Raw genomic sequence first — 14,520 nt, 5'->3', positions numbered from 1 at the left:
GGGCGAAGCGACCAAGACCGTGCCCTTCATCATGGATTCGACCAAGACCTACCGGTTCACGGTGCGCTGGGGCGAGGAACGCGACACCGACGACACCGAGGGCCGTGTGGTCGAGACCAGCGATGCCCGCCCCACGGTCGAGCAGATCGAGGCCATCCTGCCGCAGTTCCGCGGCGTCATCCAGCAGGTGCCGCCCCGCTTTTCGGCCATCAAGATCGACGGCGAGCGCGCCTATGACCTCGCCCGCGACGGCGAGGTCGTCGAGATGCAGAGCCGCGAGATTGAGATCGACAGCCTGGAACTCGTCGAGGTCCCGGACGCCGATCATGCGGTGTTCGAGACCGACTGCGGCAAGGGAACCTATGTGCGGGCGCTGGCGCGGGATTTCGGCCGCCTTCTCGGCTGCCGGGGCCATGTTTCGGAACTCCGCCGTACCAGCGTCGGCCCCTTCGCCGAGCCCGAAATGATTCCGCTGGAACAGCTTGAGGCTTTGTGCGATAGAGCCGCCGCCGGTGAGGCCAGCCTCGCCGACGCTCTATGGCCTGTTGAGACCGCGCTGGACGACATCCCGGCACTGGCCGTCAACAGGTCCGATGCGGCCCGGCTCCAGAGAGGCCAGGCCGTCATCATGCGCGGACGGGACGCTCCCATTCTCGACGGCCTGGTCTACGTCACGGTCGCCGGCGAACTGATCGCCCTTGCCGAGACCGGTCAGGGCCAGATCGTCCCCAGGCGCGTGTTCAACCTCGCTGGCCTGACTGGCAGAGCCGGCAAAAAAGAAGGGCATTGACGATGTCGATCGAAGCCGGCCGCAAGGCCGAAGTCATCAAGACGTATGCACGTACGAAGGGCGATACCGGTTCGCCCGAAGTCCAGGTCGCGATCCTCTCCGAGCGGATCAACAACCTGACCGGCCACTTCAAGACCCATACCAAGGACAACCATTCACGGCGCGGGCTGCTCAAGCTCGTGTCGCAGCGCCGCCAGCTCCTTGACTACATCAAGCGCAAGGACGAAGCCCGCTACAAGGACCTGATCGAGCGGCTCAACATCCGCCGCTGATCGTCTGCCGCGTTCATCGCGGCACGAGCATGATGCGCAAAGCGCGCGGCTTTTCGAAAAAGCATCATGCTCGGCTGACGAAGCGCGATGCGCGCATCGCGCTTCACGTTGGGGCACGTCCGAAGACGGTTATTTCGGAACTGTTCGTGCCCGGAAGCGGACGCATGGTGGCGTCCGCTGATTGCGACCGGCAGCGTGACCTGCCGGACCCGGGCGGGGCAATACGGATTGCCGCCGTTCGTATCCCGGAGGGATGAGCCATGGCAGGATCGCCGGCCGCTACCCAACGATGCGCAAGTCGCGGCATCGCGTAGCGTCTCGCCGTCTTGCACATGGCTTTTCCCTCAGTCCGCAAAGATGAGAGAAAAGCGAAAATGTTTGAAAAGCACACTGTTGAACTCGATTGGGGCGGCCGCAAGCTGACCCTCGAGACCGGCAAGATCGCGCGCCAGGCCGACGGAGCCGTTGTCGCGACCTATGGCGAAAGCACCGTGCTGGCGACCGTGGTCGCCGCCAAGTCGCCGCGCGAGGGCGTCGATTTCCTGCCGCTGACGGTCGATTACCAGGAAAAATTCTATGCGGCCGGACGCATTCCCGGCGGCTATTTCAAGCGCGAAGGCCGTCCGACCGAAAAGGAGACGCTGGTCTCGCGCTTGATCGACCGTCCGATCCGCCCGCTCTTTGCCGATGGCTGGCGCAACGAGACGCAGGTGATCGTCACCACGCTCTCGCATGACATGGAAAACGATCCGGACGTCCTTGCGATGGTCGCGGCCTCGGCAGCGCTGACGCTGTCGGGCGTGCCCTTCATGGGCCCGATCGGCGCGGCCCGCGTCGGCTTTATCAACGGCGAATATGTGCTCAACCCGGTGCTCGACGAGATGCCGGAAAGCGCGCTCGACCTCGTCGTCGCCGGCACGTCGGACGCGGTGCTCATGGTCGAGTCCGAAGCCAAGGAACTGACCGAAGAGGTGATGCTCGGGGCCGTGATGTTCGGTCATCGGCATTTCCAGCCGGTGATCCAGGCGATCATCCAGCTTGCCGAGAAGGCCGCGAAGGAGCCGCGCGAGCTCAACGTCGTCGACAATTCCGAGCTCGAAAAGGAAATGCTCGACCTGTTCGAGAAGGACCTGCGCGCCGCCTATTCGATCTCGAAGAAGCAGGATCGCTACGCCGCCGTCGCCGCCGTCAAGGAGAAGATGGTTGCGCATTACTTCCCGGAAGGCGCGGAGCCGAAATACGACAAGCTGCGCGTCGCCGGCGTGTTCAAGGAGCTCGAGGCCAAGATCGTTCGCTGGAACATCCTCGACACCTCGAAGCGCATCGATGGCCGCGACCTCAAGACGGTGCGTCCGATCGTCTGCGAAGTCGGCGTTCTGCCCCGCACCCACGGTTCGGCGCTGTTCACCCGCGGCGAGACCCAGGCGCTGGTGGTGACGACGCTCGGCACCGGTGAGGACGAGCAATGGATCGATGCGCTGCAGGGCACCTACAAGGAGCATTTCCTGCTGCACTATAACTTCCCGCCCTTCTCGGTCGGCGAGACCGGCCGTCTCGGCGGCACCAAGCGCCGCGAGATCGGCCACGGCAAGCTGGCATGGCGCGCGATCCACCCCGTTCTGCCGCTGCATCACGACTTCCCCTACACCATCCGCGTGGTGTCGGAGATCACCGAGTCGAACGGTTCGTCGTCGATGGCGACGGTGTGCGGCACCTCACTCGCGCTGATGGATGCCGGCGTGCCGCTGAAGCGGCCCACCGCGGGCATCGCCATGGGCCTGATCCTCGAAGGCGAGAAGTTCGCTGTTCTCTCGGACATACTCGGTGACGAGGATCATCTCGGCGACATGGACTTCAAGGTGGCCGGCACCGAGCAGGGCATCACCTCGCTGCAGATGGATATCAAGATCGCCGGCATCACCGAGCAGATCATGAAGATCGCGCTCGGTCAGGCGAAGGAAGGCCGCATCCACATCCTCGGCGAGATGGCCAAGGCCCTGACCGCGGCACGCGCCGAACTCGGCGAGCACGCTCCGCGTATCGAGACGCTGAAGATCCCGGTCGACAAGATCCGCGAAGTCATCGGCACGGGTGGCAAGGTGATCCGCGAAATCGTGGAAAAGACCGGCGCCAAGATCAACGTCGAGGACGACGGCACCGTGAAGGTCGCCTCCGCCAATGGCGAGCAGATCCGCGCCGCGATCAAGTGGATCAAGTCGATCGCTTCCGATCCGGAGGTCGGCCAGATCTATGACGGCACGGTCGTGAAGGTGATGGACTTCGGCGCCTTCGTGAATTTCTTCGGCGCCAAGGACGGCCTCGTCCATATCAGCCAGCTGGCGCAGGGCCGCGTGCAGAAGACCTCCGATGTCGTCAAGGAAGGCGACAAGGTGAAGGTGAAGCTGCTCGGCCTCGACGATCGCGGCAAGGTGCGGCTGTCGATGAAGGCGGTCGATCAGGAGACCGGCGAAGACCTCGAGGCCAAGCAGAAGGCCGAAAAGGAAAAGGCCGATCAGCAGAACGCGCCGGAAGCCGCAGCTGCGGGCGGTGCGGAGTAATCGTCATCACCGGGGCGCGCCGCAAGGCGCGTGACCCTGCCATGACAGCAAGCAAAAAGCGGCCGCAAGGCCGCTTTTTTCATTTCAGGAGCTGCGCAACTCAAGACCTGCGCAACGATCCGCTTCAGTTCACCACGTCCGTCACGATCTTGCCCAGCGCCTTGAAATCGCGGACGCGGGACGATGTCTTGCGCCACGCGAGCCCCACCGTGCGAAACGGCTCGGGCTTTGCGAATCGCAGAAGCCTGACGCGCTCGTCGCGCGTTTCGACCGGCACCGCGATCTCCGGGATAAGCGTCACGCCGTAGCCATTCGCAACCATCTGCATCACCGTGGTGAGGCTGGTCGCGCCAAGCTCGCGCAGGGTGCCGCCGGCGGCATCGCTGCAAAAGGCGAGCGCCTGGTCGCGCAGGCAATGACCTTCCTCGAGCAGGATGAGGCGGCTGGGATCGATATCATCGGCACTGATCCGCGTGCGGTTCGGAAGATCGTCGCCCGCCGGCGCCGCAAGCAGGAACGCATCGTCGAACAGCGCCATCGTGTCGATCTCTGCATAAGGCGCGGGCAGCGCGATCATCACCACGTCGAGCGCACCGCGAATCAGTTCCTCGATCAGAAAGCGGGTTTGGGTCTCGCGCAGTTCCAGTTCGAGGTCCGGATGCTTCTCCTGCAGCACCGGAAGAAGATGCGGCAGCACATAGGGCGCGACCGAAGGGATCACGCCAAATTTCAACGTGCCGGAAAGCACTGCGCCACGATGCCGCGCGAAATCCTCGAGGTCCGAGACTTCGCTGAGGATCCGTTCGGCCCGGCGCGCGATCTCGAGCCCGGTTTCGGTCATCACCACGTCGTTGGTCCGGCGCTCCACCAGGGCGACGCCGAGATCGCCCTCCAAGTCTTTGATTTGCATGGACAATGCTGGCTGGCTGACGGCGCAGGCGGCCGCCGCGCGGCCGAAATGCCGGTGCCGCGCCAGCGCGTCGAGATAACGAAGCTGTCGAAGGGTGATCATTCCGATAAGATAATCTTATCGTTGATCCTAAGCAATCCGATTGGACCTTGTCCAAGCTAGAGAGCATGTTCCGGCCCGCCGCCCACAGGGCCGACAGTTTCTTTTTGTCCCGCAAGGGACAAAGCATTCACGAATGGGAGTGAGACCATATGGACGCAAAGACGGATGACAAAGGCACGGGTAAATGCCCGTTTACCGGCGGCACCCGCGGTCACAGAAACCGCGACTGGTGGCCGGAGATGCTGGACATCAGCGTCCTGCACACGAATTCCACCCTGTCGGATCCGATGGGCAAGGACTTCGACTATGCCGAGGAATTCAAGACCCTCGACCTCGCCGCGGTGAAGAAGGATCTCGCCGCGCTGATGACCGATTCGCAGGACTGGTGGCCGGCCGACTTCGGCCATTACGGCGGCCTGATGATCCGCATGGCCTGGCACTCGGCGGGCACCTATCGCATCACCGACGGCCGCGGCGGCGCCGGTGCCGGTCAGCAGCGCTTCGCGCCGCTGAATTCGTGGCCGGATAACGCCAACCTCGACAAGGCGCGTCGGCTGCTGTGGCCGATCAAGCAGAAATACGGCCGCAAGATCTCCTGGGCCGACCTGATGATTCTCGCCGGCAACGTCGCGCTCGAGACCATGGGCTTCAAGACCTTCGGCTTCGCCGGCGGCCGTGCCGACGTGTGGGAGCCGGAAGAGCTGTATTGGGGCCCCGAGGGCACCTGGCTCGGCGACGAGCGCTACAGCGGCGAGCGTGAGCTGGCCGATCCGCTTGGCGCCGTGCAGATGGGCCTCATCTACGTCAACCCGGAAGGCCCGAACGGCAATCCCGATCCGCTCGCGGCCGCCAAGGACATTCGCGAGACCTTCCGCCGCATGGCGATGAACGACGAAGAGACCGTCGCGCTGATCGCCGGCGGCCACACCTTCGGCAAGACCCACGGCGCCGGCGATCCGTCGCTGGTCGGTGCCGATCCGGAAGGCGCTGCGCTCGAAGACCAGGGCCTCGGCTGGAAGAGCAAGCATGGCACCGGCCGGGGCGCCGACACCATCACCGGCGGCCCGGAAGTCATCTGGACCACGACCCCGACCAAGTGGAGCACCAACTTCTTCTGGAATCTGTTCGGCTATGAGTGGGAGCTGACCAAGAGCCCGGCCGGTGCGAAGCAGTGGCAGGCGAAAGGCGCAGGCGCGACGATCCCGGATCCGTTCGATCCGAACAAGAAGCGCGTGCCGACCATGCTGACCACCGACCTCGCGCTGCGCTTCGATCCGATCTACGAGAAGATCTCGCGGCGCTTCATGGAGAATCCGGATCAGTTCGCCGACGCATTCGCGCGTGCGTGGTTCAAGCTCACGCACCGCGACATGGGCCCGCGCGTTCGCTATCTCGGCGCTGAAGTGCCGAAGGAAGTGCTGATCTGGCAGGATCCGATCCCGGACGTCGATCATCCGCTGATCGACGACAAGGATGCGGAAGAGCTGAAGGCGAAAATCCTCGCCTCCGGCCTGACCGTGCAGCAGCTCGTCTCGACGGCGTGGGCGTCCGCGTCGACGTTCCGCCGCTCCGACAAGCGCGGCGGTGCGAACGGTGCGCGCATTCGTCTCGCTCCGCAGAAGGACTGGGAAGTCAACGAGCCGGCCAAGCTCAAGACCGTGCTGGACAAGCTCGAAGCGATCCAGAAGGAGTTCAACGCTTCGGCCAAGGGCGGCAAGAAGGTCTCGCTCGCCGACCTGATCGTGCTCGCCGGCAGCGCGGGCGTCGAGAAGGCGGCGAAGGACGCTGGCGTCACCGTCAAGGTGCCGTTCGCGCCAGGCCGCATGGATGCCTCGCAGGACCAGACCGACGTGGAATCCTTCGCCCCGCTCGAGCCGCGTGCCGATGGCTTCCGCAACTACATCAACACCAAGAAGATTCAGTTCATGAAGCCTGAAGAGGCCTTGGTGGACAAGGCGCAGCTCCTGACCCTCACCGGTCCGGAGATGACCGTTCTGCTCGGTGGCCTGCGCGTGCTCGGCGCCAATTCCGGCGACTCCAAGCACGGCGTCTTCACCAAGACGCCCGGCAAGCTGACGAACGACTTCTTCGTCAACCTGCTCACCATGGATACCGAATGGCAGTCGCCGAATGCGGAAGGCATCTATCAGGGTGTCGATCGCAAGACCAAGGCGCCGAAATGGACGGCCACCGCGGTCGACCTGATCTTCGGTTCGCACTCGCAGCTCCGCGCCTATGGCGAGGTCTATGCCTGCGCGGACTCGAAGGAGAAGTTCGTGAAGGACTTCGTGAAGGCCTGGACCAAGGTGATGAACGCCGACCGGTTCGACCTGCACAACCAGAAACTGCGCGAGGTCGCGTAATCATTGCCGCGTCCGACGCGGCGATCCCTCGAAACGAAAGGGCGGCCGAGAGGCCGCCCTTTTTTCATGCCTTTCAGAATTTCGTCCGCAGCACCGCCGACGCAAACTGGTTCAACAATCCACTCGAGCTCGTCTGCAGTACATAGTGAATGCCAAGATCCAGCTTGTCGCTCTGCGCGCTCATCAGGCCGAGGCCGAACGAATAGAGCCAAGGTGAGACATCCAGTCCATAGGTCATGAAGCTGCTGCCGCCGCCGGCAAACGACGCGGCAATGTCCGCCTGATCCTGAAGCGTGTTGTAGCCGGCACTCGCCCGTGCGGTGAGGTGGAGACGATCGGCGAGCCGGTAGATCGCCTGAAGACCGGCCGAGAGCCGCAATTCGCGATAGGTCTGATCGACCACATTCAGGCTCAGTGCACCGGCTCCGCCCTCGCTGTAGCTTTCCGCATGAAGGCGAGCGGCATCCAGTCCGACCGAGGGAACGAGAGTGAACTGCGATCCCATCGGGATCGCCTTTTTCACGCTGAGGCCTGCGTGCAGCGTCGAGCCGTCATAACGGGCGGACGCCGTCGTGCCCATGAAGGTGATCGCACGGGACTCGCTGTTGCGGTTGAAGCCGCCATCGAACTGAAAATTCGCAACGAGGCCGTTGCCGAGCCCATAGGCGCCGTAAAGGCCGCCCTGATAACTGTCGACATCGAGCCGGTTTGGCACCGCATCGTCGTTGCCGGTGATCGTATTGCGCGCATAGGCGAACACGCCGCCAAGGAGCAACGACGGCGATAAAACCGTGTCGATGCCCGCGGCGATGCCGCCGCCATGCGCGTCATAGCCTGCAACGCCATCCAGACCGGATTGCCGGACCACGCCGCCGAATGGCTTGAGCCAGGCCTTCCGCTCCGGGCCGATGCCCTGGATGAGCGCGGTATCCAGCCGGTCTTCGACGACCTGCTGGAACGCGCGCTGTGTGTCGTAGGTCGCCTGCGTCGCAGCACCGGCGAGAACCGGCAAGGTCTGGCTGATCGCCGTGGAGAGCTCACCGCCGCTCATGAAGTCGAGCCGGCCGATCGCCGGCGCCAGCGGACCATCGAGACCGAGCGGCGAGGCGGAAACCCGATAAAGCACCTTGGCCGCGCCCAGGGCGGAGCGATTGCCAAGCGCCGCGAGCGTATCGGCATAAGGCGACACCAGCTGCATAAACGCGAACCCGCCGGTCGGCAGGCCGAGCGCGTTGTATTCGCTGGTCATCATCTGCGCGTCGGTTGGCCCGCCTATCATGTCGCCATAGAGGCTGGTCAGCGTGCCTTGCGACAGCGTGTTGAACAGAACCTTGCCTTGCGGCGTCACCGAGCCGAGCAAGGTGAATTGCGAAACCGGGCTTCCCTTGGGACCAACCCCGCGTCCCCAGAAATAGCCGCTCTGATAATCCGTCACAATGAAGCGGCCCGGCGCGTTGGTGCCGAACAAAGCGGGGCTCACGATCCGCCAGGGCGTGCCGGCGGTCCATGTCCATTGCGGGGACGAATTGGAGAACACCACCTGAGGCGCCGCCGGCGTGAACACTGTGGGATCATAGGGCAGCATGTTCGCCCAGTGCGTCACCAGCACGCTGTCGCCGGTGATCATCTGCATCGTCATCGCCGTCACGCCATCGACGGTTCGCATCTGGCCAAGCCCGATCGTGGTCGGCCCGCCGCCGATCGGCGTGAACACCATCCGGACGAAGCCCTCCGGAGTGACGAAGCCGCCAATTTTGGAGTTGGATGTGGACAGCACAGGCCCGATGGCCAGTTGTCCGGTGCTCAGCCCGTTGAACACGCCATTGGTCGAGGTGCCGAGCGCCCAGAGCGTCTGATCGCCGATCGGAATGGGATTGCTGAAGCTTTTGGATGACGACGCGTAGGCGAGCAGCTGCGGCACAGGCACATACCAGTGCGAATTGGAGATGACGGAATCCCACGAGGATTGGGCGTGGGCAGCATCGCAGCAGGCCAGTGCGACTAAAACGGATGCAAGCAGCCGTCGCATGACGATCCCGGCAATCGAAACGCGCGAAGACTACCAAACGTCTTGATTCGGTCGACACCCTGCGACCGCCCGGCCGGCAGTGTCCACAGCCCTAGCGTTGCGAAAGCCGCTAAGCCTCCCCGTTCAGAGGAAGGCGCAGACCTTGCGCGGGATTATCGCAATCGCGTTCCGGCTCAGTCGCCGTTCTTGCCGCCCTGCGAGTCGACGCGCAGCGCGTCCGGCAGCGGCATGGCAATCACGTTATAACCCGAATCCACGAAGTGGATTTCGCCGGTCACCCCGGTCGACAGGTCCGACAACAGATAAAGCCCGGCGCCACCGAGCTCCTCCAGCGTCACGCCGCGCCCGAGCGGCGAGTGTCTCTGCTGGAAGGCGAACATGTAGCGCGCATCGTGAATACCGGCGCCGGCAAGGGTGCGGATCGGTCCCGCGGAGATCGCGTTGACGCGGATCTTCTGCTTGCCGAAATCGACCGCGAGATAGCGCACCGACGATTCCAGCGCCGCTTTCGCAAGGCCCATCACGTTGTAATTCGGCATGGCGCGATCGCCGCCGTTATAGGTCAGCGTCAGCATCGCGCCGCCATTCGGCATCAGCTCGGCCGCGCGCTTGGCGCCTTCCGCGAAGGAGAAGCAGGAAATCACCATGGTACGCACGAAGTTCTCGCGCGTCGAATCGGCGAAGCGACCTTTCAGCTCGTTCTTGTCAGAAAAGCCGACGGCGTGAACGAAGAAGTCGATGGTTCCCCATTTCTGCTTCATCGCGTCGAACACCGCGTCGACCGTTGCGATGTCCTCGACATCGCACGGCATCAGGAAATCGGAACCGACCGATTCCGCCAGCGGCTTGACGCGCTTGAGCAACGCATCGCCTTGATAGGTGAAGCACAGCTCGGCGCCGTGATCGGCCAGGGTCTTTGCGATACCCCAGGCGATCGAGTGATCGTTCGCGACGCCCATAATGAGCCCGCGCTTGCCCTGCATGAGTTTTGTCATTTGATAGCTTCTGTCAGATGAAAACTTTGCGCTTCCGCTTCCACCACCCCGCCGAACAGGCTGACCGTCAGGATCTCTGTGTCGTCGCCGATTTCGATGCGCATGAAATCGATATTGCCTGACTTGCTGCTCTTGCGGATGCGGCCGGTCTCCCCCGAAACAAGAACCCGCCGAAGTCCCTCGCCGATGCACAGATAGCGCCGCCGGCGATCCACCCCCTCCTCATCCGGATAAAGATCGAGAAACAGGCGGACGGTCTGCTTCACGCCGGGCAACCCGGTCACATGGACATCGACCAGATTGCCGTCGTGCCAGTCGATGTCCTGCTCGACGAGCCGCACGGCGGTCAGGCGTCGACGTGCTTGAACACGACCGACGCGTTGGTGCCGCCGAATCCGAAGGAGTTCGACAACACGCAGCCGAGCTTCGCGTTGTCCTTGCGCTCGCGCAGGATCGGCATGTCGGCGAAGGCCGGATCGAGATTCTTGATGTTGGCGCTCTCGCAGATGAAGCCGTTATTCATCATCAGCAGCGAGTAGATCGCCTCCTGCACGCCGGCCGCGCCAAGCGAATGCCCGGTCAGCGACTTCGTAGCCGCGATCGGCGGGCACTTGTCTCCGAACACTTCGCGGATCGCCTCGATCTCTTTCAAGTCGCCGACCGGCGTCGCGGTAGCATGCGGATTGATGTAATCGACCGGCGCCTTGACGGTCTGAAGCGCCATGCGCATGCAGCGCACCGCGCCTTCGCCCGAGGGCGCGACCATGTCGTGGCCGTCGGAGGTGGCGCCGTAGCCCGCGACCTCGGCGTATATTTTCGCGCCGCGTGCCTTGGCGTGCTCGAGCTCTTCCAGCACGAGGACTCCGGCGCCGCCCGCGATCACGAAGCCGTCGCGATCGACGTCATAGGCGCGCGATGCGGTTTCCGGCGTGTCGTTGAATTTCGAGGACATCGCGCCCATCGCGTCGAACAGGTTCGACAGCGTCCAGTGCAGGTCCTCGCAGCCGCCGGCGAAGATCATGTCCTGCTTGCCCCACTGGATGATCTCGGCGGCGTTGCCGATGCAGTGGTTGGAGGTCGCGCAGGCGGACGAGATTGAGTAATTCACGCCCTTGATCTTGAACCAGGTGGCAAGCGTCGCGGATGCGGTCGAGGACATCGCCTTCGGCACCGCGAATGGACCGATGCGCTTGGGCGATCCCTTCTCGCGCGTAATGTCGGCAGCCTCCACGATCGTCGAGGTGGTCGGTCCGCCCGATCCCATGATGATGCCGGTGCGCTCGTTGACGATGTCGCGCTCCTCGACGCCGCTGTCGCGGATCGCCTGCTCCATCGCGATGTGATTCCAGGCAGCGCCCTGACCGAGAAAGCGCATGGCCCGGCGATCGATCATGCTTTCGACATCGATATTCGGAACGCCGGCGACCTGGCAGCGAAAACCGTGATCGGCAAATTGCTCGGCGCGCGAGATACCCGATTTGGCCTCGTGAAGGCTCGCCAGAACTTCCTGTGTGTTGTTGCCGATGGATGAGACGATGCCCATCCCGGTCACGACCACTCGCCGCATGACTGCCTCGTCCTAAATCAAGCCCCGATGCCGGATCGTCCGCGCCCATCGGCTTCCGCGACACACTTGGCCGGTTCCGCCGGATTCCGCAAGGCGCGGCGATCCTATGCGCCGGCAGGTTGCGGTGCGTCCTGCTTGAACAGACCGACCTTCAGGTCGCTGGCGCGGTAGATGACGTTGTCGTCCGCCGAGAGCCAGCCGTCCGCGATGCCGAGGATCAGCTTGGACCGCATCACGCGCTTGATCTCGAGGCCATAAACGATCTTCTTCACGCTGGGCAGGACCTGGCCGGAGAACTTCAATTCGCCGAGGCCGAGCGCCCGGCCATTGCCCGACGATCCGGTCCAGCCGAGGAAAAAGCCGAGGAGCTGCCACAAGGCATCGAGCCCGAGGCAACCGGGCATCACCGGGTCATTCTTGAAATGACAGGCGAAAAACCACAGGTCCGGCTTCACATCGAGTTCCGCCCGCACCAGGCCCTTGCCGTGTTCCCCGCCCTGCTCCGACAGCTCGGAAATCCGGTCGAACATCAGCATGGGAGGCAAGGGCAATTGTGGGCCTTCCGAGAACAATTCGCCGCGGCCACAGGCCAACAGATCCTCGTATTCAAAACTGGTGCGGCGGCTGGTCATGCCGGGGTGCTTCTCCGTGGTATCCGCGGATGGGAGATCTGCGTTTCCCCTAACACAGCGAAGTCTGAGGGCAAAGTTGCGAGATTTTTGTTATTCTAATCTGCCTAGATGCGAAACGGTTGCAAGTGGCAGCCGGGCCCGGCTATAATTACATATGCAACCATCTCGGCCTTGAACCGAGGCTGAAGGGGCAAACAGAGCATGAACCCACCGCGTACTGTCATCTTTTCCACGCCACCGGAATCCGCGCCGCATTCGTCGGCTCGTCCGATGATGGCCCACGAGCCGCGTCGGACCGATCTCAACGGATGCCCCTGGCACGATGTGAAATCGATGCTCCGCGAGGTTGGCCTTCGTCCCACCCGTCAGCGCATGGCGCTGGGCTGGATCCTGTTCGGCAAGGGTGACCGGCATCTGACGGCGGAAATGCTCTACGAGGAAGCCAGCAAGGCCAAGGTGCCGGTTTCGCTCGCCACGGTCTACAACACCCTGCACCAATTCACCGAAGTCGGGCTTCTGCGCCAGGTCGCAGTCGACGGCTCGAAGACCTATTTCGATACCAACGCCTCCGAGCATCACCATTTCTTTGTCGAGGGCGACAACGAGCTGGTCGACATTCCCGGCACCGACGTGATCGTCGACAAGATGCCGGTCGCGCCGGAGGGCTACGAGATCGCCCGGATCGACGTGGTGGTCCGGCTGAAGAAGGCCGACCGGCGGCGCTGAACGTCCGCTCTTGCATCGGGATTTGAATGGCCGGGCTCGTCCCGGCCATTTGCGTTTCTGGGCACGCGGGACACTTGTGCCGCGGCCGCGCCGCTTTATGTGTAGCCGCGGCCGTCTCAGGGCGGCGTAACGCGATGCCGCCTGCGCGCTGGAGCCGATGATGTTCGACGCCGCCTTCAAGGCCCTGAACCAGATGTTCTCGCCGCCCTTCCGGTCGGTGCTGATCAAATCGATGCTGCTGGCGCTGCTGGCGATCATCCTGCTTGGCGTCGGGCTCTATAAATTCCTCGACTGGCTGACGATCAGCGGCGGCCTGTGGGCCGAAGGCGCGCTCGGCCCGAAGTCTCACACGCCGCTCTCGTGGGTGATCTGGTTCGCCTCGATCGCGAGCGCGCTCGGGATCGTGGTCGGGGGCATTTTCCTGATGCCGGCGGTCACCGCCTTCGTCGGCAGCTTCTTTGTCGACGAGATCGCCGATCTCGTGGAGCGCACCTATTATCCCGCCGATCCGCCGGGCCAGGCGCTGCCCCTCGACCGCTCGATCTTCGAGGGCATGAAGACGGCGCTGGTCGCGGTCCTGATCTATCTGATTGCGCTGCCCTTCATCCTGTTTGCGGGATTTGGCTTTGTCATCCTTTTCATCGCCGCGGCGTATCTGCTCAGCCGCGAATATTTCGACCTTGCCGCGATGCGCTTTCGACCGACGGCCGAGGCGAAAGCCTTCCGCAAGGCGAACCGCGGGATCGTGTTCACCGCGGGGCTCCTGATCGCGGCCTTTGTCTCCATTCCCATCGTGAATCTCGCGACCCCGCTGTTCGGGATGGCGATGATGGTCCATCTGCACAAGAAGCTGTCTGGCCGTCTGCCGTCGCAGATCAACCTGGCGCGAAACGGCGCCGATGCAGGCCGCCCTCGAGGGGTGTAAGCTGGCAACCCTCACCGCCGTTAAGATTAAGCGCGCGTGTACGTTGCGAAAGCCGCCCTGCTGCGGCCTTCTATAGGGCGTTTACATTTACGCTCTTCGCAAAAGGGAGGCTCTTTGCCGCACGGACGCTTTTCGATTCCGTTCCCTTTCTGGTTTAATGCTGCGAGCCAATCCGCAGGCGAAGGGAGTTCGCGTCACATGCAACCGCTGACGGCAGGTATCACCAAGGCCGCGACCGGGATCGATGGCATCGTCTGGAATATTCTCGGCCAGACCTATGTGCCGAAGGTGCTGTCCGAGCAGACCTTCGCCTGGCACGCCACCTTCCCGCCCGGCACGTTCGTTCCCCCTCATATCCATCCGACGCAGGACGAGTTCATCTATATGCTGGAAGGCAGGCTCGATTTCCTGCTCGACGGCCGCGACTATGCGGCGACCGCCGGCGACACGATCCGCCTGCCGATGCAGGTGCCGCACGGTATCTTCAACAAGTCGGACCAGCCGGTGAAATGCGTGTTCTGGGTCACGCCGACCCGCAAGCTCTACGACCTGTTCTGGGGCATCCACTCCATGAAGGAGCAGAAGCCCGACGAGGTGGTGGCCCTTGCCGCGCGCAACGAAGTGATCTTCCTGCCGCCGCCGCCGGAGTGA

Annotated in this window: 13 protein-coding genes; 7 read left to right on the top strand and 6 right to left on the bottom strand. The window is 63.3% G+C overall.

The annotated features are described in order from the left end of the window. From truB to pnp, 3 genes are all read left to right on the top strand, one after another. The coding region (gene truB / locus VN004_RS00870) for a tRNA pseudouridine(55) synthase TruB (protein ID WP_325606218.1) at window positions 1-790 on the top strand (790 nt) is incomplete at its 5' end. A 2-nt stretch (window positions 791-792) separates the two neighbouring features. Continuing rightward, window positions 793-1,062, top strand: a complete 270-nt coding sequence (gene rpsO / locus VN004_RS00865; protein WP_325606217.1) for a 30S ribosomal protein S15 — start codon at window positions 793-795, stop codon at window positions 1,060-1,062. 374 nt (window positions 1,063-1,436) lie between these two features. After that, a complete protein-coding gene (gene pnp, locus VN004_RS00860; RefSeq protein ID WP_325606216.1) occupies window positions 1,437-3,620 on the top strand; it encodes a polyribonucleotide nucleotidyltransferase in 2,184 nt (727 codons plus the stop codon). Between the two features lie 124 nt (window positions 3,621-3,744). Here pnp and VN004_RS00855 read toward each other — a convergent pair whose 3' ends face one another. After that, window positions 3,745-4,632: a LysR substrate-binding domain-containing protein gene (locus VN004_RS00855; RefSeq protein ID WP_325606215.1), complete on the bottom strand. Its 888-nt coding sequence runs from the start codon at window positions 4,630-4,632 to the stop codon at window positions 3,745-3,747. 149 nt (window positions 4,633-4,781) lie between these two features. Here VN004_RS00855 and katG point away from each other — a divergent pair, with 149 nt between their 5' ends. Next, entirely contained in the window at window positions 4,782-6,995 is a 2,214-nt protein-coding gene (gene katG / locus VN004_RS00850) for a catalase/peroxidase HPI (RefSeq protein ID WP_325606214.1), read from the top strand. Window positions 6,996-7,068: 73 nt separating this feature from the next. Here katG and VN004_RS00845 read toward each other — a convergent pair whose 3' ends face one another. The 5 genes from VN004_RS00845 to fabA all read right to left on the bottom strand — a co-directional run bounded on the left by VN004_RS00845 (window position 7,069) and on the right by fabA (window position 12,218). Continuing rightward, window positions 7,069-9,024, bottom strand: a complete 1,956-nt coding sequence (locus tag VN004_RS00845) for an autotransporter outer membrane beta-barrel domain-containing protein (RefSeq protein ID WP_325606213.1) — start codon at window positions 9,022-9,024, stop codon at window positions 7,069-7,071. A 173-nt stretch (window positions 9,025-9,197) separates the two neighbouring features. Beyond that, a complete protein-coding gene (gene fabI, locus VN004_RS00840; RefSeq protein WP_325606212.1) occupies window positions 9,198-10,019 on the bottom strand; it encodes an enoyl-ACP reductase FabI in 822 nt (273 codons plus the stop codon). Further along, complete coding sequence (locus VN004_RS00835) at window positions 10,016-10,360, bottom strand: hypothetical protein (RefSeq protein ID WP_325606211.1); 345 nt, start codon at window positions 10,358-10,360, stop codon at window positions 10,016-10,018. The genes fabI and VN004_RS00835 overlap by 4 nt, the downstream gene beginning before the upstream one ends. A 5-nt stretch (window positions 10,361-10,365) precedes the next feature. Then, window positions 10,366-11,586, bottom strand: a complete 1,221-nt coding sequence (fabB, locus tag VN004_RS00830) for a beta-ketoacyl-ACP synthase I (RefSeq protein WP_325606210.1) — start codon at window positions 11,584-11,586, stop codon at window positions 10,366-10,368. Window positions 11,587-11,690: 104 nt separating this feature from the next. Next, the gene (fabA, locus tag VN004_RS00825) at window positions 11,691-12,218 is read right to left on the bottom strand and encodes a bifunctional 3-hydroxydecanoyl-ACP dehydratase/trans-2-decenoyl-ACP isomerase (protein ID WP_325606209.1); all 528 of its coding nucleotides are present in this window, start codon (window positions 12,216-12,218) and stop codon (window positions 11,691-11,693) included. Between the two features lie 270 nt (window positions 12,219-12,488). Here fabA and irrA point away from each other — a divergent pair, with 270 nt between their 5' ends. From irrA to VN004_RS00810, 3 genes are all read left to right on the top strand, one after another. Continuing rightward, the gene (gene irrA, locus VN004_RS00820) at window positions 12,489-12,944 is read left to right on the top strand and encodes an iron response transcriptional regulator IrrA (protein ID WP_325606219.1); all 456 of its coding nucleotides are present in this window, start codon (window positions 12,489-12,491) and stop codon (window positions 12,942-12,944) included. A gap of 160 nt (window positions 12,945-13,104) precedes the next feature. Continuing rightward, window positions 13,105-13,869, top strand: a complete 765-nt coding sequence (locus tag VN004_RS00815; protein ID WP_325606208.1) for a sulfate transporter family protein — start codon at window positions 13,105-13,107, stop codon at window positions 13,867-13,869. Window positions 13,870-14,067: 198 nt separating this feature from the next. Further along, a complete protein-coding gene (locus VN004_RS00810; protein ID WP_325606207.1) occupies window positions 14,068-14,520 on the top strand; it encodes a cupin domain-containing protein in 453 nt (150 codons plus the stop codon).

It is taken from the genome of Pseudorhodoplanes sp. (assembly GCF_035565855.1).
Classification (GTDB): domain Bacteria; phylum Pseudomonadota; class Alphaproteobacteria; order Rhizobiales; family Xanthobacteraceae; genus Pseudorhodoplanes.
Note: the sequence above shows the minus strand (reverse complement) of the source record. Positions and strands in the feature narration are given on the sequence as shown.